This window comes from Bradyrhizobium manausense (genome assembly GCF_001440035.1).
GTDB classification, from domain to species: Bacteria; Pseudomonadota; Alphaproteobacteria; order Rhizobiales; family Xanthobacteraceae; genus Bradyrhizobium; species Bradyrhizobium manausense.
Genome location: NZ_LJYG01000016.1, coordinates 163,755 through 181,737, shown reverse-complemented (window position 1 = coordinate 181,737; position 17,983 = coordinate 163,755). Strand labels below are relative to the sequence as shown.

At 64.7% G+C, this 17,983-nt stretch carries 20 protein-coding genes, 2 pseudogenes and 1 riboswitch; of the genes and pseudogenes, 10 read left to right on the top strand and 12 right to left on the bottom strand.

Annotation, left to right across the window (positions count from 1 at the left end; all coding sequences use genetic code 11):
• A partial coding sequence (locus AOQ71_RS03345; RefSeq protein ID WP_245316674.1) for a response regulator transcription factor occupies positions 1-670 on the bottom strand: 670 nt, incomplete at its 3' end.
• Positions 667-1,206, bottom strand: a complete 540-nt coding sequence (locus tag AOQ71_RS03340) for a MarR family winged helix-turn-helix transcriptional regulator (protein WP_057741615.1) — start codon at positions 1,204-1,206, stop codon at positions 667-669. The genes AOQ71_RS03345 and AOQ71_RS03340, both read right to left, overlap by 4 nt.
• Positions 1,207-1,546: 340 nt before the next feature.
• On the opposite strand from AOQ71_RS03340, the pseudogene AOQ71_RS47095 reads away from it, so the two are divergent.
• From AOQ71_RS47095 to AOQ71_RS03320, 6 genes and pseudogenes are all read left to right on the top strand, one after another.
• Positions 1,547-2,175: pseudogene (locus tag AOQ71_RS47095) on the top strand (branched-chain amino acid aminotransferase family protein); the annotation flags it as partial.
• 1 nt (position 2,176) lies between these two features.
• Positions 2,177-2,625: aminotransferase class IV (locus AOQ71_RS47090; protein ID WP_245316672.1), on the top strand; the 449-nt coding region annotated here is incomplete at its 5' end.
• 159 nt (positions 2,626-2,784) lie between these two features.
• Positions 2,785-3,842: pseudogene (locus AOQ71_RS03330) on the top strand (histidine--tRNA ligase); the annotation flags it as partial.
• 1 nt (position 3,843) lies between these two features.
• Positions 3,844-4,299 (top strand): His/Gly/Thr/Pro-type tRNA ligase C-terminal domain-containing protein (locus AOQ71_RS47085; protein WP_245316671.1); only part of this gene is annotated, 456 nt, incomplete at its 5' end.
• Between the two features lie 80 nt (positions 4,300-4,379).
• On the top strand, positions 4,380-4,622 hold the full coding sequence (locus tag AOQ71_RS03325) for a tautomerase family protein (RefSeq protein ID WP_083513895.1): 243 nt from the start codon (positions 4,380-4,382) through the stop codon (positions 4,620-4,622).
• A 112-nt stretch (positions 4,623-4,734) separates the two neighbouring features.
• Complete coding sequence (locus tag AOQ71_RS03320) at positions 4,735-5,127, top strand: thioesterase family protein (RefSeq protein ID WP_057741609.1); 393 nt, start codon at positions 4,735-4,737, stop codon at positions 5,125-5,127.
• A gap of 139 nt (positions 5,128-5,266) precedes the next feature.
• On the opposite strand, the gene proC is transcribed toward AOQ71_RS03320, so the two are convergent.
• Together proC and AOQ71_RS03310 are read right to left on the bottom strand one after the other, a co-directional pair.
• Positions 5,267-6,091 carry a pyrroline-5-carboxylate reductase gene (gene proC / locus AOQ71_RS03315; RefSeq protein ID WP_057741607.1) on the bottom strand — a complete coding sequence of 275 codons (825 nt, stop codon included), beginning with the start codon at positions 6,089-6,091 and terminating at the stop codon, positions 5,267-5,269.
• A 217-nt stretch (positions 6,092-6,308) separates the two neighbouring features.
• On the bottom strand, positions 6,309-6,809 hold the full coding sequence (locus tag AOQ71_RS03310; protein WP_057741605.1) for a type III secretion system chaperone family protein: 501 nt from the start codon (positions 6,807-6,809) through the stop codon (positions 6,309-6,311).
• A 412-nt stretch (positions 6,810-7,221) separates the two neighbouring features.
• A riboswitch (FMN riboswitch) is annotated at positions 7,222-7,380 on the top strand.
• 74 nt (positions 7,381-7,454) lie between these two features.
• Here AOQ71_RS03310 and AOQ71_RS03305 point away from each other — a divergent pair.
• Positions 7,455-8,003, top strand: a complete 549-nt coding sequence (locus AOQ71_RS03305; protein WP_057741973.1) for a 6,7-dimethyl-8-ribityllumazine synthase — start codon at positions 7,455-7,457, stop codon at positions 8,001-8,003.
• A gap of 72 nt (positions 8,004-8,075) precedes the next feature.
• Here AOQ71_RS03305 and AOQ71_RS03300 read toward each other — a convergent pair whose 3' ends face one another.
• The 8 genes from AOQ71_RS03300 to AOQ71_RS03265 form a co-directional block, all read right to left on the bottom strand.
• On the bottom strand, positions 8,076-9,110 hold the full coding sequence (locus AOQ71_RS03300) for a D-alanine--D-alanine ligase family protein (RefSeq protein ID WP_057741603.1): 1,035 nt from the start codon (positions 9,108-9,110) through the stop codon (positions 8,076-8,078).
• Positions 9,107-10,135, bottom strand: coding sequence for a putative zinc-binding metallopeptidase (locus AOQ71_RS03295; RefSeq protein WP_057741601.1), 1,029 nt, complete (start codon positions 10,133-10,135; stop codon positions 9,107-9,109). Before AOQ71_RS03295 ends, AOQ71_RS03300 begins: the two co-directional genes overlap by 4 nt.
• A gap of 192 nt (positions 10,136-10,327) precedes the next feature.
• Positions 10,328-11,281 (bottom strand): ribose-phosphate pyrophosphokinase, encoded by a 954-nt coding sequence (locus AOQ71_RS03290; protein WP_057741970.1) that lies wholly within the window; start codon positions 11,279-11,281, stop codon positions 10,328-10,330.
• A 215-nt stretch (positions 11,282-11,496) separates the two neighbouring features.
• Positions 11,497-12,114: a hypothetical protein gene (locus AOQ71_RS03285; RefSeq protein WP_057741597.1), complete on the bottom strand. Its 618-nt coding sequence runs from the start codon at positions 12,112-12,114 to the stop codon at positions 11,497-11,499.
• Positions 12,115-12,297: 183 nt separating this feature from the next.
• Positions 12,298-13,065, bottom strand: coding sequence for a peptidoglycan editing factor PgeF (pgeF, locus tag AOQ71_RS03280; protein ID WP_057741594.1), 768 nt, complete (start codon positions 13,063-13,065; stop codon positions 12,298-12,300).
• Positions 13,065-14,183: a class I SAM-dependent methyltransferase gene (locus AOQ71_RS03275; RefSeq protein ID WP_057741591.1), complete on the bottom strand. Its 1,119-nt coding sequence runs from the start codon at positions 14,181-14,183 to the stop codon at positions 13,065-13,067. Before AOQ71_RS03275 ends, pgeF begins: the two co-directional genes overlap by 1 nt.
• A gap of 21 nt (positions 14,184-14,204) precedes the next feature.
• Positions 14,205-15,050, bottom strand: coding sequence for a prolipoprotein diacylglyceryl transferase (lgt, locus tag AOQ71_RS03270; RefSeq protein ID WP_057741589.1), 846 nt, complete (start codon positions 15,048-15,050; stop codon positions 14,205-14,207).
• Positions 15,051-15,064: 14 nt separating this feature from the next.
• On the bottom strand, positions 15,065-15,796 hold the full coding sequence (locus AOQ71_RS03265) for a dienelactone hydrolase family protein (protein WP_057741587.1): 732 nt from the start codon (positions 15,794-15,796) through the stop codon (positions 15,065-15,067).
• 176 nt (positions 15,797-15,972) lie between these two features.
• Between AOQ71_RS03265 and AOQ71_RS03260 the strand changes: the two genes are divergently transcribed.
• From AOQ71_RS03260 to pth, 3 genes are all read left to right on the top strand, one after another.
• Entirely contained in the window at positions 15,973-16,224 is a 252-nt protein-coding gene (locus AOQ71_RS03260) for an accessory factor UbiK family protein (RefSeq protein ID WP_057741966.1), read from the top strand.
• A gap of 259 nt (positions 16,225-16,483) precedes the next feature.
• Entirely contained in the window at positions 16,484-17,209 is a 726-nt protein-coding gene (locus tag AOQ71_RS03255; RefSeq protein ID WP_057741585.1) for a 50S ribosomal protein L25/general stress protein Ctc, read from the top strand.
• Positions 17,210-17,271: 62 nt separating this feature from the next.
• Positions 17,272-17,877 (top strand): aminoacyl-tRNA hydrolase, encoded by a 606-nt coding sequence (gene pth, locus AOQ71_RS03250; RefSeq protein WP_057741584.1) that lies wholly within the window; start codon positions 17,272-17,274, stop codon positions 17,875-17,877.
• Positions 17,878-17,983: the final 106 nt, after the last annotated feature.

Sequence of the window (17,983 nt, the reverse complement as noted above, 5' to 3'; positions counted from 1 at the left end):
CGGGATCGGTCTCGATCTTGCGCCTGAGGCGGTTGATCTGCACGTCGACGGCGCGCTCGTTGACGCTGCCATTGCCCGTGAGCGCGCTGCGCGGCACGGTCTCGCCCGGCGTCTCCGAGAGAATGCGCAGCATCTCGCGCTCGCGATCGGTGAGATGAATGACCTCCTCGCCCTGGCGCAACTCGCCGCGATCCAGGTGATAGACGTACGGGCCGAAGGCGATCTTCTCCACCGCCGCGACCTGGACCGGCGGCGCGGCGCGCTTGAGGATGTTGTTGATGCGCAGCGCCAGCTCGCGCGGCTCGAACGGCTTTGCGACATAATCGTCGGCGCCGATCTGCAGGCCCTCGATGCGGGCCTCGGCCTCATGCCGCGCGGTCAGCATCAGGATCGGCACCGAGGACGACGTGCGGATGAAGCGGGCGAGATCGAAGCCGGTCTCGCCGGGCATCATCACGTCGAGGATCAGCAGGTCGAAGTGCAGCCCGAGCAGTTTGGCGCGGGCATCGCCCGCGCTGGCGGCGGTGGTGACGCGATAACCTTCGGCCGCGAGGAAGCGCGAGAGCAGATCGCGGATGCGGCGGTCGTCGTCGACCAGCAGCAGATGCGGGGCGTCGTCGGCCGGTTGCGCCGGCGGGCGGGCGAGCGTGGCAGCGAGCGGCACGGTCACTCCTTTGAGTCTTGATTGGTGGCGAAGATCGTCTCCAGCACCTTGTCCGGATCGTCGCGGTCGATCATCGCGCGCAGGAAGCGCTTGACCGTCTCGGCATCAGCAGGCGCCATCTCGGCGAGCGCCCTGGTGATCCGCGTGGTCTGGAGGCCGGCGAGCTTCTGCACCAGCGCCTCGCCCTTCGGCGTCGCATAGAGCAGGCGCTGGCGCCGGTCGTTGTCGCCGGTCTTCTGCACGATGTAGCCCTCGTCCAGCAGCTGCTTGAGCACCCGGCCGAGCGATTGTTTTGTGATGCGCAGGACGTCGAGCAGGTCGGCGACCTTCAGGCCCGGGTAGCGGTAGACGAAGTGCATGACCCGATGATGGGCCCGGCCGAAGCCGAACGCCTCCAGCTCCTGGTCGGGGTCGCCGACGAAGTCGCGATAGGCGAAGAACAGCAGCTCTATGATATCCCAGCGCAAATTGCCTCCATCGCCTGCTGCTGGCCGCGGCGCGGCAGCGTCTTGAGAGGGAGTTGCGAAATTTATGTCAGGCATATTGACGTATCTTGGGTTCAATGTTACAAAACGATCAGCCCGCACGAAATTTTAGATCGTTTCGCACCGGGCGGCATTCCTGACAGGTGGCCGGAGTTAGCCGGACAGGTGGCGACGGCCGGATCGGATCTACCGTGCGATTGTCGAGCGGCATTTCGGCAAAACATACTGGACTTCCGCCTTCCGCAAAAGCATGTCCTGCCGAGGACATGCTGGCCACGGAAACCGGCCGTAACAAGGCTGGCGGTGGTTCGGCCAGAAACCACATCAAGCCAGCCGGGCCCAAACAGGGGCGGCCGGCGCCAGAACAGCGCCGCCACCGGCAGCGGGAGGCAAGGACATGAGCATGAAATTCGACATCCAGCCCGCATCCAATCCGACGCCCGAGAAGGACCGGGTCGCCAAGCTGGTCGACCCCGGCTTCGGACGCGTCTTTACCGATCACATGGCGGTGGTCCGCTACAACCAGGCCAAGGGCGGCTGGTACGAGGCGAAGATCGAGGCGCGCGCCAACTTCCAGATCGATCCGGCCGGCGCGGTGCTGCACTACGCCCAGGAAATTTTCGAAGGCCTCAAGGCCTATAAGCGCGACGACGGCGGCGTGAACCTGTTCCGCCCCGACGCCAATGCGCGCCGCTTCAAGGATTCCGCCGATCGCATGGCGATGGCGCAATTGCCGGAGGATGTCTTCATCGAGGCGGTCGAGCAGGTCGTGCGCATCGATCGCGCCTGGATGCCGGGCGGCGAGGGCAGCCTTTATCTGCGGCCGTTCATGATCGCGAGCGAGACCTTCCTCGGCGTCAAGCCGTCGTCCGAATATATCTTTGCGGTGATCGCCTCGCCCGTCGGCTCCTATTTCAAGGGCGGCCCAGCGCCTGTTTCGATCTGGGTTTCGGAGAACTACACGCGCGCCGCGGTCGGCGGCACCGGCGCGGTCAAATGCGGCGGCAATTATGCGGCGAGCCTGCGNAGGCCGAGGCGATCCAGCACGGCTGCGATCAGGTCGTGTTCCTGGATGCGGTCGAGCGCCGCTACATCGAGGAGCTCGGCGGCATGAACGTGTTCTTCGTGTTCGACGACGGCTCGCTCTCGACGCCGCCGCTCGGCACCATCCTGCCCGGCATCACCCGCGATTCCATCATCGCGCTCGCCCGCGATGCCGGAAAGACCGTGCGCGAGGAGCCGTACTCGCTGGACCAGTGGCGCAAGGACGCGGCCTCAGGCCGGCTGAAGGAAGCGTTTGCCTGCGGCACTGCGGCGGTGATCTCGCCGATCGGCAAGGTGCGCTCGGTCAGCGGCGATTTCGAGATCTCGGGCGGCGCCGCAGGTCCCGTCGCCATGGGCCTGCGCAAACAGCTCGTCGACATCCAGTACGGCCGCACCAACGATCCGCACAACTGGATCCGCAAGGTGTTTTGAGGACCAGCATCGTCATTCCGGGATGGTCCGTAGGACCAAACCTCAGGTGCGCAATTGCGCACCGGGGAATCTCGAGATTCCGGGTTCGCGTCTTTCGACGCGCCCCGGAATGACGGCTGCGGCAGTTGCCGCATTGCGCGTCGGCTGGTAAACGCCCGCATGGCCGAAAAACCCAAAAAACCCCAGAAACTGAAGGCGCGGCTGCCGCGCGGGCTTGAGGATCGCGATCCCGCCGCGATCCGGGCGACGCGCGAGATGGTCGAGAAGATCCGCGCCGTCTACGAGCTCTACGGCTTCGAGCCGGTGGAGACGCCGGCGATGGAATATACCGACGCGCTCGGCAAGTTCCTGCCCGACCAGGACCGTCCGAACGAGGGCGTATTCTCGTTCCAGGACGACGACGAGCAGTGGATCAGCCTGCGCTACGATCTGACCGCGCCGCTGGCCCGCTATGTCGGCGAGCGCTACGGCACCGACGGTCTGGTCCTGCCCTATCGCAGCTACCGCGTCGGCTATGTCTTCCGCAACGAGAAGCCCGGCCCCGGCCGCTTCCGCCAGTTCATGCAGTTCGATGCCGACACGGTCGGTTCGGCAACGCCGGCGGCGGATGCCGAGATCTGCATGATGGCGGCGGACACGATGGAAGCGCTCGGCGTTGCGCGCGGTCAGTACGTGGTGAAGGTCAACAACCGCAAGGTGCTCGACGGCGTTCTCGAGGCGATCGGGCTTGCGGGTGAGGAGAATGCGGCGCGCCGCCTGACCGTGCTGCGCGCGATCGACAAGCTCGACAAGTTTTCCGCTGACGAAGTGCGCAAGCTGCTCGGTCCCGGCCGGTGGGATGGCGGTGAGGAAGGCAAGGGCGACTTCACGAAGGGCGCTAATTTGAATGCAGCCGAGGCCGACGTCGTTCTCGCCATCACCAGGCCGCGCGAGGACTGGAAAGAGGCGATCGCCGCCGCGGAGACCTACCTCGCCAAGAGCCCGGTCGGTCAGGCTGGCGTGAGCGAACTGGAAGAAATTGCAAAACTGGTGACGGCGTCGGGTTATGGCGCCGACCGCATCAAGATCGATCCCTCCGTCGTGCGCGGCCTCGAATATTACACGGGCCCCGTCTACGAGGTCGAACTACTGCTCGACACCAAGGACGACAAGGGCCGCCCCGTGCGCTTCGGCTCGGTCGGCGGCGGTGGTCGTTATGACGGTCTCGTCTCCCGCTTNGAGCCGGTGCCGGCGACTGGTTTCTCGATCGGCGTTTCGCGTTTGCAGGCCGCGCTGACGCTGCTCGGCAAGCTCGACACGCGGCCGGAAGTCGGCCCCGTCGTCGTCACCGTGTTCGACCGCGACCGCGTCGCCGACTACCAGAAGATGGTGGCGACCTTGCGCACCGCCGGCATCCGCGCCGAGCTCTATCTCGGCAATCCCAAGAACATGGGCAACCAGCTCAAATATGCCGACCGCCGCAATTCTCCTTGCGTGATCATCCAGGGCTCGGATGAAAAGGCACGCGGCGAGCTCCAGATCAAGGATCTGATTGAAGGTGCGAAAGCGGCCGCCGCCATCGCATCCAACCAGGAATGGCGCGAGACGCGGCCGGCGCAGTTCTCGTGCAGCGAGGCCGATCTCGTTGCAAAAGTGCGCGAGGTCCTCGCGCGCCATGACGTGAGCTGGGGCTAGCCATTCGCCCTATTCGTCATGCGCGGGCTTGACCCGCGCATCCATCTTCAAAATGATGGATTGCCGGGTCAAGCCCGGCAATGACGAAACGGCAATATCGAAGCAGCAGGGAGACAACAATGCCTGAGATCACCGTCAGCATGGCCGAAGGCCGCACCGACGAGCAGAAGGCCGGCATGATGCGCGACATCACCCAGGCGCTGGTGAAGAATCTCGGCGTCGATGCCGAGGCCGTCGTCATCCAGATCAACGAGGCCCCGCTCCGCCACAAGATGAAGGGTGGCAAGACGTTTGTTGAGCGCGCGGCGGCGGCGAAGAAGTGACGCGTTAGCGTCATTCCGGGGCAACCCGTCAGGGCTGAACCCGGAATCTCGATCGACAATCTCTGGCTTCCGGGTTCGCGCTTCGCGCGCCCCGGAATGACGAGCAGGCCCCATGGACGCACGCGATTACATCAAGATCGGCATGAGCGCCGAGCGCACGCTGGTCGTGCCGGCCGAGCGCACAGTCGGGCATTTCGTGCCGGGCATGCCCATGGTCTACGCGACCCCGATGATGATCCTGGAAATGGAGATGACCTCGGGCGATGCGATTCGCTCGGCGCTTCAGCCGGGCTGGGTCACCGTCGGCACCGAGGTCGACATCCGCCATCTCGCCGCCGCGCTGGTCGGCGCGACGGTGCGGACCACGGCGAAAGTGATCGCCCTGGAGCGCCGCGTGATCCGCTTCGAGGTCGAGGCATTCGAAGGCGCGCGCAAGCTCGGCGAAGGCCGCCACGCGCGCGGGCTCGTCAATGTCGAGCTGTTCAACAAGCGGCTCGGCGCCTAGCCAAGGGCGCGTAGGGTGGGTTAGCTCGCGGTCGCGCGAAGCGCGGTCCGCTAGCGTAACCCACCGCTTCTGTCGCCCAGAAACAGAAGAGGTGGGTTACGGCTTCGCCTAACCCACCCTACGCAGCCAAGGCACCTGTTTACTTCGCGAGCTCCTTCGATCGCTTCGTCGCCGCCGCGATGGCGCGGATCATCAGGTCTCGCAGGCCCGGCTCGCCCATCAGCACGCTGAGTGCCGCAGCCGTGGTGCCGCCGGGCGAGGTGACGTTCTGACGCAGCGTCGCGGAGGGAAGATTCGACTGGTGCAGCAGCTCGCCGGAGCCGGCGACCGTCTCGCGCGCGAGCTTGGTGGCCAGAGCTTCAGGCAATCCCGCGTCGACGCCTGCGCGCGCAAGCTCTTCAGCGAGCAGGAACACATAGGCGGGCCCTGAGCCTGAGACGGCGGTCACCGCATCCATCAGGCCTTCATCCTCGACCCACTCGACCGAGCCGGTGGAACGCAGCAGCGCATCGGCGAGGGCGCGCTGACCCGCGCTGACATTCTTCGCAGCAACCGCGACCGTGATGCCGCGGCCGATCGCAGCCGGCGTGTTCGGCATCGCGCGCACCACAGCGCCGCCGCAGACCTCCTCGAGCGAGAGAATCGTGGTTCCTGCCATGATCGAGACCACGGAGGTCTTGTCCGAGACGAACGCCTTCAGCTTGGCGCCGGCCTCGCGAAACATCTGCGGCTTCACCGCGACGACCATGGTCTCGACAAAGCCCGTCGCCTTCGCATCAGGATTGAGCGCAACGCCCTGGGCGGCGAGCGCGGTGATGTCAGGCGAGAGATGCGGATCGATCACGGCGACGCGGCGCGGATCGAGCCCGCCGGCCAGCCATCCGGTCAGCATCGCGCCGCCCATCTTGCCGGCGCCGGCAAGCAGGATGGTGCCGGTGATGTTTTGGAGAGTGCTGTTTGCCACTGTGGTCACCACAAATTCGGTGTCGTCCCGGCCTAGTGCGCAATTGCGCACGGGAGCCGGGACCCATAACCACGACTGGTTCTAGTGGATGGAGAGCTGAGCAACAAGCCGCGTGCCACAAGCGAGATCACGCGGTATGGATCCCGGATCTGCGCACGCTTTGGGCGCGCTTGCCTGGGATGACGTGGAGAGGGAGCTGCGGCCCCCCCTCACGGCCCTACGCCTCGCCGACCGTATCGAACATCGCCGCGTCCATGGCCTGCGCGGTGGTCTTGCCGGCCCACACCACGAACTGGAACGCCGGGAAGTAACGCTCGCAGGCGTGGATGGCGCCGGCGAGCATGGCTTCGCATTGCGCGGTCGAGGCGATGAGGCCGCCCGGCAGCACCAGGGCCTGACGGTGCATGATCATGCCGGTGTTGGTCCAGAGGTCGAAATGGCCGATCCACAATTGCTCGTTGACGGCGGCAACGAGCTTCTGCACCTCGCCGCGCCGCGCGAGCGGAATCTTCATGTCGAATGCGCAGGCCAGATGCAGCGCCTCGATCTCACCCATCCAGGTGAAGGAGATCTGGTAGTCGGTCCATTGTCCCTTCGAGACAATGGTCAGCTCGTCCTCGCCGGAGCGTTCGAACGGCCAGTTGTTGCTGGCAGCGATGTCCTCGACCACCGCAAGCGGGTGATTTCGGGAATCGATGGTACCTTCGAGCAGGGACATGCCGTCTCGACCTCTTGCCTTCTTGTTTGTCTTTGATACGCACGCGGTTGGTCCGGCGCGCGCTCCCTCAATTTCGCTGAAGGCGATCCCTGGGAGCCACTGTTGAGATCCCGGGATCAGCGCGGGCTTGTCGCGGATCAACTGATGTGATTTGCGGAATCTGCGCAACTGGGTCGCGAGTCCGTCCACAAGCCATGACTCGTTCGTCCACAGCTCATCTCGGCCATAATCGTTAACGCTTGAGAACAAACCGGAATCGGATTCCCGAAAACCGCCTGCCGTTAATTCCACGGCGCGAGGGGGGCACCGCCCTGGCGGCATGGGACCATGCGGTTTTTGGCTAGGGAACAGGCTTGCCTGCGGCCCCGGACCGGCGGCATATTTCCGCCCAGGTCGCTCAATCCCGGGCGGCCGATGTTCTCAGGGCGGGGTGAAAGTCCCCACCGGCGGTAAGGGCCGAAAGGCCTAAGCCCGCGAGCGCCTTCCCCAAGGTCTTTGCTGAAGGGAAGGGTCAGCAGATTCGGTGCAACTCCGAAGCCGACGGTTAAAGTCCGGATGAAAGAGAACGGTCGGTGGCAGACGCATCGCAAGATGCGGCTGTTTGTCGTTCCGTGTGCCCTGATTCTGGTCCCCAAGAGGAAAGCCATGAATCAGATGTTGCAAGATCCCCAGACAGGCACTTCCCAGACCCAGCCGCCGGTTCCAGCGGCGACCGAGCATCCGCGTTTTGCAAAACCGCAGCGGGTGGCCTTCGTGCAGGCCTGCTGGCACCGCGACGTGGTCGCGGAAGCCCGCATCGCCTTCATGAAGGAAGCGGAGGCACGCCATCTCACCCATGTCGACGTGTTCGAGGTGCCGGGCTCGTTCGAGATCCCGCTGCATGCCCAGGTCCTCGCCAAGACGCGGCGCTACACCGCGATCGTCGCCGCTGGCCTCGTCGTTGACGGTGGCATCTATCGCCACGAATTCGTCGCCGACACCGTGATCAAGGCGCTGATGGACGTGCAGCTCCGCACCGAGGTGCCGGTGTTCTCGGCCGTGCTGACGCCGCAGCAATTCCACGAGACCGAAGTGCATTACGATTTCTTCCGCAGGCACTTTGCCATCAAGGGCGTCGAGGTCGCGGCCGCCTGCGCCGAGACGTTGCTCGGCCTCGAGCGCCTGCGCGGCCAGGTTGCGGCGGGGATTGTGTAGCTCTGATTGTCAATCCCGCCGCCGTCTCCAAAGCCGGCGGCGGGAGGAGGCCGCGGCGACCGCGCTAAGCCCTCAGCCCAGCGACACGCCCGCCTTCGCCCGGCTGATCCCGAGCGCCAGGATGCGATGGAGCAGATCCCCGTATTTCAGCCCGTCGTGCTGGGCCGCGGTGGCGAATTCCTGGCTCTTGGCGATTTCGGGATTGGGATTGGCTTCGATGAAATACGGCGTGCCGTCGGCGGCGAGACGGAAATCGATGCGCGCATAGCCATCGAGACCAAGCGCCCGGTAGATGCGTTTCGCGGCGCGCTGGATCCGCGCGGTGACTTCGGGCGCAAGGTCTTTCGCCGGCCCGTCGACGATGCCGAGGCGTTCCTGATAGTCGGTGTCGTGCTTGGCCTTTTCGGTGGCGATGTGGCGTGAGCTGCGCCCGCCCATGCTGCCGAATTTCAATTCCCACACCGGCAACACGCGTAGCCGATTGTTGCCGAGCACGCCGACATAGAGCTCGCGCCCCTCGATGAATTGCTCGGCGATGGCGGCGGTCTCGACCCGTTCGTGGATGAAGGCGACGCGTTCGGCGAGCTTCTCGTCGGTGTCGACGATCGAGGCCTGCGAGATGCCGACGGACCCATCCATGTTGAGCGCCTTGACGATCAGCGGCAGCGCAAGATGTTTCGGGCGTTTCACCTTGCGGCGCATCGGGAAGACGGCGAAGGCGGGTGCGGCGATGCGGCGGTGATGCACCAGCGTCTTGGACAGGTCCTTGCCGCGCGCCAGGATCAGGCCGCGCGGATTGCAGCCGGTATAAGGCACCTTCATCAGTTCGAGGTAGCTGGCGATGTGCTGGTCGTAGGCGACGTTGTAGTGGAATTCCTCCAGCAGCGTGAAAACCACGTGCGGCTTGAACTCCTCGATCGCTTCACGGACCGGCCTGATTTCCTCCTGAGCGCCGAGCGGACGGACCTCATGACCGGCCGCGCGCAATGTGCTGACGACGTCGTATTCCGTTTTCCAGTTGTTGATTTCCTGCGGCGTGTATCCATCGGAGGAGTCCGGAGGCATGAAGTCCGGATGCATCAGCACGAGAATACGGAGTCGTCTCATAGCGCGATCCATTTGCGCCGCGACGGGCCGAACAGCGCGTGCATCGTCTTGGCGGTCACGAGGACAGTGAAATCGAGAACGAGCTTCTGTTCGGATCCCACCGCGCGCAGGTCCAGCTCGCGGCAGCGGGAGATCATGTCGTCGAGCACGGCATCGAGCGTGAGCTGGTTCTCGCCGGTCCATCGCGCGACCAGCCGTCTGATCTGGGCGCGGTGCCGCCTGATCAGGCTCGAAGCAGGCTTCGAGCGATGATGCCGTGGATCGGTGGAAAACAGCCGCGAGAGGTCGCGGTCGTAGGTCTTCGGCGGCGTAAAAGCGTAGAACGCCTGCTTCTTCTTGTAGTGCTCCTCGAGCGTCTGGCTGAGCTGGCTGAGGGGATCGACGCGCTCGCGCGTCGTGATCAGCGGACGTTTTCCAGCGATCTCGCCCATCAGCTCGTCGACATATTCGAGCTTCTTCAGTGCCGGCCAGCCCTCATATCGCGTCCGCCAGTTCGAGCGCGGGCGCAGCCACACCGCAAATGTCTCGGCGAAATCCTCGTCCGGGTGGCTCTGCGCGTACCACAGCCGCAAATGCTGGACGTAGCGCCGGCTCGCCGGATTGGGCCGGTAGTAGCGCGGATAGTGCTTCGAGGACGGTCCGAACAGTTGCTGCCAGCGCCGGCGCCGCTGCAATTGGAAGCCGTGCTGGATGGCATGGCCGGCCTCGTGGCGGAGGATGGCCATGCACTCGCGCCAGGTGCCGCCCTCGACGTCGAACATCATCTTCTTCTCGAGCTTCATCAGGCGCGGATGAGCGAGATAGAAAGGAATCGCGATGCCGGGCACGTCTCCCGGACTGAACCATTCGCTCGAGATCCATGTGTGCGGCCGCAGCCGGATGCCGCGCTCGTCGAGCTCTTCGTGCAGTGTGGCGACACAATCCTCGAGCCAGGTGCCTTCGACCGTAACCCTCAGGCTGGAGAGGCGCTGCTGGAGCAACTCGTCATCCGACAGTTTTTCCCAAGCGAATTTCCGGCGGGGCATCTTGTATCCAGAGGCAGAGATGACTCGGCGTCATGATGATGTCATGCCCGGCAGCCGGCAACAACCCGCGCTGAGAGTCAGAACGCGAGACCGTAGGGTAGGTTAGCCGAAGGCGTAACCCACCTCTTTGGTTTACGAGGAGCCAGACTTGGTGGGTTACGCTACGCTAACCCACCCTACAAGATCGAGTGTTCAGTCGAACAGGCTCGATACCGACTCTTCCGCGGCGGTGCGCGCGATCGCGTCGGAGATCAGGCTGGCGATCGGCAGCGTGCGGATGTTCGGCGCCTTGGTCACCGCTTCCGTCGCCAGGATCGAGTCGGTGATGACGAGCTCTTTCAGCTTCGAGCCGGCGATGCGGGCGGCCGCGCCGCCGGAGAGCACGCCGTGGGTGATGTAGGCGTAGACCTCCTTGGCGCCCTTGGCGATCAGCGCATCGGCTGCGTTCACCAGCGTGCCGCCGGAATCGACGATGTCGTCGACCAGGATGCAGCTGTAGCCGGAGACGTCGCCGATCACGTTCATGACTTCGGACTCGCCCGGACGTTCACGGCGCTTGTCGACGATCGCGAGCGGGGTGTTGATGCGCTTGGCGAGTCCGCGGGCGCGGGCCACGCCGCCGACATCAGGCGAGACCACCATCACCTTGCCGAGGTCGAAACGTTCGCGGATGTCGCGCACCATCACCGGGGCTGCGAACAAATTGTCGGTCGGGATATCGAAGAAGCCCTGGATCTGGCCGGCATGCAGGTCGAGCGTCATGACGCGGTCGACGCCGGCATGGGTGATCAGATTGGCGACGAGCTTGGCCGAGATCGGCGTGCGCGAGCCGGAGCGGCGGTCCTGCCTGGCATAGCCGAAATAGGGGATCACTGCGGTGATACGGCGCGCCGATGAGCGGCGCAGCGCGTCGGTGATGATCAAGAGCTCCATCAGATTGTCGTTCGCCGGGAACGAGGTCGACTGGATGATGAAGGCATCCGAGCCGCGGATGTTCTCCTGGACCTCGACGAAGATCTCCATGTCGGCGAAGCGCCGGACCACGGCCTTGGTCAGCGGCACGTCGAGGCCCTGCGCGATGGCTTGGGCGAGGGCCGGATTGGAGTTGCCGGCGACAAGCTTGATGGAGCCGTTCTTGGCCGACATGGACGCTTCCTCCCGCGCTTTGCTGGATACGACGTTCAACATCAGAGAATACCCACTGGCAGCACGGTTACGACGGGCGAGGAAATATCAGGCGAGAGGCCGCAATGGCAACCCGGGATGCTACGTTTTCCCTCTGAAATCCTGAGTCGGGCCAACGGTTTGGCCAAGACTTGGTCAAGACTCGGTCAAGACTTGAGGCCGTGGTTTCGCGGTGGTTATTGCTGGGCGTAGCCGAGCGCCGTGGCCGGCATGTCCGGCGCCGGAGTCCCAGGCGTCACGCTTGCGACCGCGGGGCCGCGCAGGCCCGGAACCGAGCCAGGGGCATCCGGCGTCCCGTTGATCATATTGGAAAGTCCGCTGAATCCGGCCTGGGCGATCTTCCGCAGCACGAGGTCGTCCGCGGCAGTCCAGGGATCCTTGCCGCCCTTGGCCGCGGCCGGTTCCTCGCCGGAGAGACGCAGCGCCCGCTGCTGGTTGGCGTCGTAGACGTCCCAGACCCAGGCGATCACGGTCTTGCCGCGCACGATTTGGGCGGAGAGGTAGCTGCGCACGCGATAGGCAGCCGTCCCTTCGCGGGAAACAACGGACAGGTTGCGCAGCTTGGATTCGCTGTCGAGCACGCCGACCATGCGATCGAACACCTGCGGCGGCGGCCCGTCGATGGATTCGAAGGCCACCGTCGCCCCGGAGCCGGCGCTCGGTGTTGCCATCGCATAGGAATTGGCGGGTGCGTTGCCACCGGCGCAGCCGGCCAGCGCGGTCGCTGCTGCCAGCAGCATGGCCGCCAGCACGCGCGAGCCGTCGCGGCGCAAGTTGGATGACGCTTCCCTCATTGAGGGCAGCGATATCGTTAAAATCGATTAAGGTCTAGGGCGGGGGAGACACAGATCACCGTCATTCCGGGGCGCGCCCACTTGGCGCGAACCCGGAATCCATCTCTCCGCATGGTTTGCTGCACGATGGATTCCGGGTTCTCGCTTCGCGAGCCCCGAAATGACGGCGTGTTGCCCTTGTGTTCACCCTTCCAGCGCGATCGCGTGAATGTGCCGGCCGTAATCCGGCTCCTTGCGGTGCACCGAGCGGCGATAGCTGAAGAAGCGTTCGTCGGCGTAGGTGTCGAGACCAAGATCGTCGATCATCAGGATGCCGGCACCTTCGAGCCGCTTGCGGATGAAGCCGGCGAGATCGAACATCGCATGGCCCTCGCGTACAGATGGAATAAAGAACATCGCATTCTCCGCATCCGCCTCGATGAAGCGGGCGACGAACTCGTTGCCGACCTCGTAGCTCTCCTGTCGGATCAAGGGCCCGATCGCGGCGATGATGCTGCCGCGCGTGGCACCGAGCTTCTCCATCGCTGCAACAGTGGATTCCAGCACGCCGGTCAGTGCACCCTTCCAGCCGGCATGAGCGCCGCCGATGACGCGCGCGTTGGGATCGACGAACAGCACCGGGCCGCAATCGGCGGTGGAGACGCCGAGTGCGATGCCCGGCGTTTTGGTGACCAGCGCATCGCCCTTCGGCCGCGGCCCGCTCGGCCAGGGTGCGTCGGCGACGAGCACGTCGGGCGAATGGATCTGATGCAGGCTGATGAAGCGGTCGGCCGCGACGCCGACATGCTCGGCCATGCGGCGGCGGTTCTCGGCGACAAGGGCCTGATCGTCGTTGGAGCCGAGCCCGCCATTGAGCGCGGAATAGATGCCGCTGGAGACGCCGCCCTCGCGCGTGAAGAAGGAATGGCGCAGGCCGGGCACGGCCGACAGCAGTGACGAAGTCAGGGTCATCAATTGCCTCCGGCCTGTTCGAGATCGCTGAGGCCGGCAAGGCCCCTCAATCTTGGTTCGGAGATGCCGAGCACCTTGAACATCGAGCCCATGCCGCCGCGCCCGGTATCTGTCAGCCGCTTCAGCGCCACGGAAATGTCGGTCGCAACTTCAGGCGTCGCCTTCTGCATCAGCGCGGCCGCGCGGGTGTCGATGCCGACCCGCTTGAGGAAGTCGCTCTGCGTCACCGGCCCGTGCACGCGCGCGCCGACGTCCTCCGCTGCCCGCGCCAGCGCCTCGAAGTCGACATGGGCGGTGACGTCGGCCTGGCCAGGCGCCTTCAAGGGATCGGCGAAGGTGTGGCGCGCGATGGCCTGGAAGGTGTCGCAGGCATCGCTGCGCAAATGGCCGTAATCGATGATCAGCGCGGCGCCGTCCTGGTCGCGCACGCGAGAGGCAAGCTTCATGATCTCCGTATCGGGCCGCCATTCGAACACCGCACCGACCGGCGCCGCCCGCACCAAAGGCGGCAGCAGCACGTCGAAGCGCGGCGTCGGCTCGGATGCTGCGCCGAACTGGAGGTTGCCGTTGGGGTCGATCTCGATCACGCGCTCACGCCAGCCGTCCTCGCGCTTGATCATCTGGTGGATCGGCAGCACGTCGAAATATTCGTTGGCGAGGATGACGCTGGGACCATCAGGCACGTCGTCGATGCTGTCGTGCCAGGTGATGCTGTTGCGCACGCCCGACAACGTCGCCTGTTGCCGCTCGCGCAGCACCGGATTGACCTCGACCAGATGAATGCTGAGCCCCTGATAGAGCGGCGGCAGCACGCGCAGCGCGCGCAGCGCGTCCGCCATCATGGTGCCCCGGCCGGGGCCGAGTTCGATCAGCCGCAGGGATGGCGGCGAGCCCATCTGCTTCCAGACCGAGGCGGTCCACAACCCCAGGAGCTCGCCGAACATCTGGCTGACTTCGGGCGAGGTGGTGAAGTCGCCCTCGCGCCCGAGCGGATCGCGCGAGACGTAATAGCCGTAGCGCGGATGCATCAGGCACGTCTCCATGTATCGCCAGACCGGCATGGGGCCTGAGGATTTGATCAGTGCCTTGATCTCGTTGAGCAGTGCCTGTTCGGTCACGAGCAGATGTCTCGAAATGAATTAACGAATGGAGGTGGCGGGCTTCGGCGCACCGCGCCTGACAGCCATTACAATAAGTATGCTGCCGACGAGTAGCATCGGGATCGACAACAGCATGCCCATGGTTAACCCGCCCCAGAGGAAGCCGAGCTGGACGTCCGGCTCGCGGAAATGCTCGCCGATGATCCGGGTCAGGCCGTAGATCAGGATGAAGCTGCCGAGGATCATGCCCGGGCGCTTCAGCGCGCCGAGGCGGATCATGATCGCGAGCACGGTGAACAGCAGGATGCCCTCCATGCCGGCTTCGTAGAGCTGGCTCGGATGGCGTGGCAGGTGCGAGGGATCGTTGGGGAAGATCATCGCCCAGGGCAGGCTCGCATCGGCGGCGCGCCCCCACAATTCGCCGTTGATGAAATTGGCGATCCGGCCGAGCAGCAGCCCGATCGGGGCAACCGCGGTGGTGATGTCGCCAAGCGACAGGATCGAGATGCCATTTCGATAGGCAAACCACATCACCGCGACGACGCAGCCGAGGAAGCCGCCATGGAACGACATGCCGCCCTCCCACAGCCGGAAGATCGCGGCGGGATGATCGATGAAGAAGGGCAGGTTGTAGAACAGCACGTAGCCGGTGCGGCCGCCCAGGATGATGCCGAGCGTAACCCAGAGGATGAAGTCGTCGATCTGCAGCAGCGACATCGGCGCAGGGCCGCCCCACAGCCGCTCGTTCTTCAGCAAAGAGCGCGCATAGAGCCAGCCGATGACGATGCCGCCGATATAGGCCAGCGCATACCAGCGGATCGCGAACGGCCCGATCTCGAGGGCGATCGGGTTGAATTTGGGGAAGTCGATCAGCAGGAAAAGCATCAGGCCTTCTAGACTTAAACGAGATTACGGCGATAGAGCGCCAGCAGCCGCTCCCAATGCCGCTCGGCAGCGTCGCGGTCATAGACCGGACGCTTGGGGAAGGCGAAGCCGTGATGGGTGCCGGGATAGATCTCGACCTCGGCCTTCGCGCCCTTCATGCCCTGCTTGACCTGCTCGATGATCTCGGTCGGCGCGTAGATGTCGGTCTCGGCGCAGGCGAAATACAGCTCGGCCTTGGTCTTGCCGGCGGCGAGGTGCGGGCTGTCGGCCTGGTCGGTCGCAAGCTGCGTGCCGTAGACCGAGGCGGCGGCCTTGACGCTTTCAGGGAAATGCGTGGCGGCGTTCACGGCGTAGCGGCCGCTCATGCAGTAGCCGACGGTGCCGACGATTTTGGTGTTCGCGGCCGTCTGGCCTTCGGCGTAAGTAAGCAGCGCACGCGTGTCGTCCATGATCAGGGGAATGGTCAACGAGCTCATCAGCGCAAACATGCGCTTGCGTTCCGGTGCGTTCGGATCGGCCGGCAGCGCGCCGAGCTCCATCACGCCGGAGCGGTAATAGAGGTTCGGCAGCATCACGTAATAGCCCGAGGTCGCAAGGCGCCGCGCCATGTCGCGCAGCTCTTCGCGGATCGCCGGCGCGTCCATGTAGAACAGGATGACCGGGAATGGTCCACCACGCTCGGGATGGACGATGAAGGTCGCGGTGTGGCCGTCCTTGGTGGGAATAGCGATCTGCTGCTCGATCATGTCTTTCCGCCTTGTGATTCCCTGACATGCAGGGACGTTGAATACGATTGCAAGGAAACCGGGGCATGACAAGGATACCGCGGCGCGGCCCTTGAACCTGTCACCGCAGATTGCCATTGTCTTTTGGTGCGTTCGCGCAAAGTTTATCGGGGCCGCCAACCGATCAGGAGACCGACATGACCCAGACCACCAACCGGTTTTTCGACGAGATCGGCCGCATGATGAACGATGCCGCTGGTGCGGCCCAGGGCGTCAAGCGCGAGTTCGACACTGTCATGCGCAACCAGGCCGAAAAATTCCTGCGCGACATGGACCTGGTCAAGCGCGAGGAGTTCGAGGCGGTCAAGGACATGGCCCGCCTGGCCCGCGAGGAGAACGAAGCCCTGAAGGCGCGCATCGCGGCGCTGGAGGCCAAGCTCGGCGGGTAATGCCGCTTGCCGTCATTCCGGGGCGATGCGTAGCATCGAAGCCGGAATCTCGAGATTCCGGCTTCGGTCGCTGTCGCGACCGCCCCGGAATGACGGCAGACCCGGGACCTGCCGCCCGCCCATTCTCCTTGTCATTTCCGCATCTTCCGGGTAAAAGCCCGCCACGTTCACGGCCCCCGCACCCCTGGAGGCTTGCTGTGGACCATGCCATGGGCCGCGCTGCGGCCCATTAACTTTTGCAAAAACAAGGACTTAGACTATGGCGACGACCGTCAAGGAATTGAAGGCGACCGCACGTCCGAAGAGCGGCAAGGGGGCCGCCCGGGCTGAGCGTCGCGCCGGGCGCGTGCCCGGAGTGATCTATGGCAACAACCAGCCCCCGCTGACGATCTCAATTGCAGATCGTGAACTGCGCCAGCGCATCCTCGCCGGCCGGTTCCTGACCACGCTGGTCGACATCGAGCTCGAGGGCAAGAAGCACCGCGTGATTCCGCGCGACTACCACCTCGATCCGGTCAAGGACTTCCCGATCCATGTCGACTTCATGCGGCTCGGCGAAGGCGCCACCATCCGCATCAGCGTGCCCCTGCACATCGTGAAGGCGGAAACCTCCCCGGGCGTGAAGCGCGGCGGCACCGTCAACATTGTCGCCCACGCCATCGATCTCGAGTGCTCGGTCGAGAACATCCCGCAGTTCCTCGAGGCCGACGTCGGCGCGCTCGAAATCGGTTACTCGCTGCATTTGTCGGACATCAAGCTTCCGGCCGGCGTGAAGGCGCTGACCCGCGAGGACGCGACCCTCGTCACCATCGTGCCGCCGTCCGGCTACGCCGAAGAGCAGAAGGCCGCGGCTGCGGCTGCTGCTGGTGGCGCGGCTCCGGCTGCGGGCGCTGCTGCTCCGGCGGCTGGCGCGGCTCCGGCTGCGGGTGCTGCTGCTCCGGCTGCTGCTGCCAAGGCTCCGGCCGGCGGCGACAAGAAGAAGTAATCCTTCAGACGAGCTGGTGCGCGGTCTTCGATCGCGTGCCGGCTGAGGGGCGCGCCGCCGTCATGCGACTCTTTGTTGGGCTCGGCAATCCCGGCGCGAAATACGCACGTAACCGGCACAATATCGGCTTCATGGCCGTCGACGAGATTGCGCGGCGTCATGGTTTTTCACCATGGCGCCGTCGTTTTCAGGGCGAGACGTCGGAAGGCACGCTCGGACCTGAGCGCGTCATCCTGCTCAAGCCCACGACCTACATGAACGAGTCCGGCCGCAGCGTTCAGGAAGCGGCGAGCTTCTTCAAGATCGCGCCCGGCGATACCACGGTGTTTCACGACGAACTCGAGCTGCCGCCGGGCAAGGTGCGGGTGAAGATCGGCGGCGGCATCGCCGGCCACAACGGTCTGCGCTCGATCTCGGCGCATATCGGCAACGAGTACCGCCGTGTCAGGCTCGGCATCGGTCATCCCGGCGTCAAGGAGCTGGTGCATGGCCACGTGCTGTCGGACTTCGCCAAGGCCGACAGTGAGTGGGTGACGACGCTCTGCGACGCGGTGGCCGAGCACGCCGCACTGATCGCCAAGGGCACTGACGCGACCTTTGCCAACCGGGTGCATCTGGCGATGCAGGCGAAGGGATTTTTGACCAAGGACGAGAACGGCAAGGAATAACACCAGTCATCGCCGGACTTGATCCGGCGATCCATCCTTCGAAGACGATGGATGCGCGGGTCAAGCCCGCGCATGACGAGTTCGGAAGACATTTACGCGCGGAGCG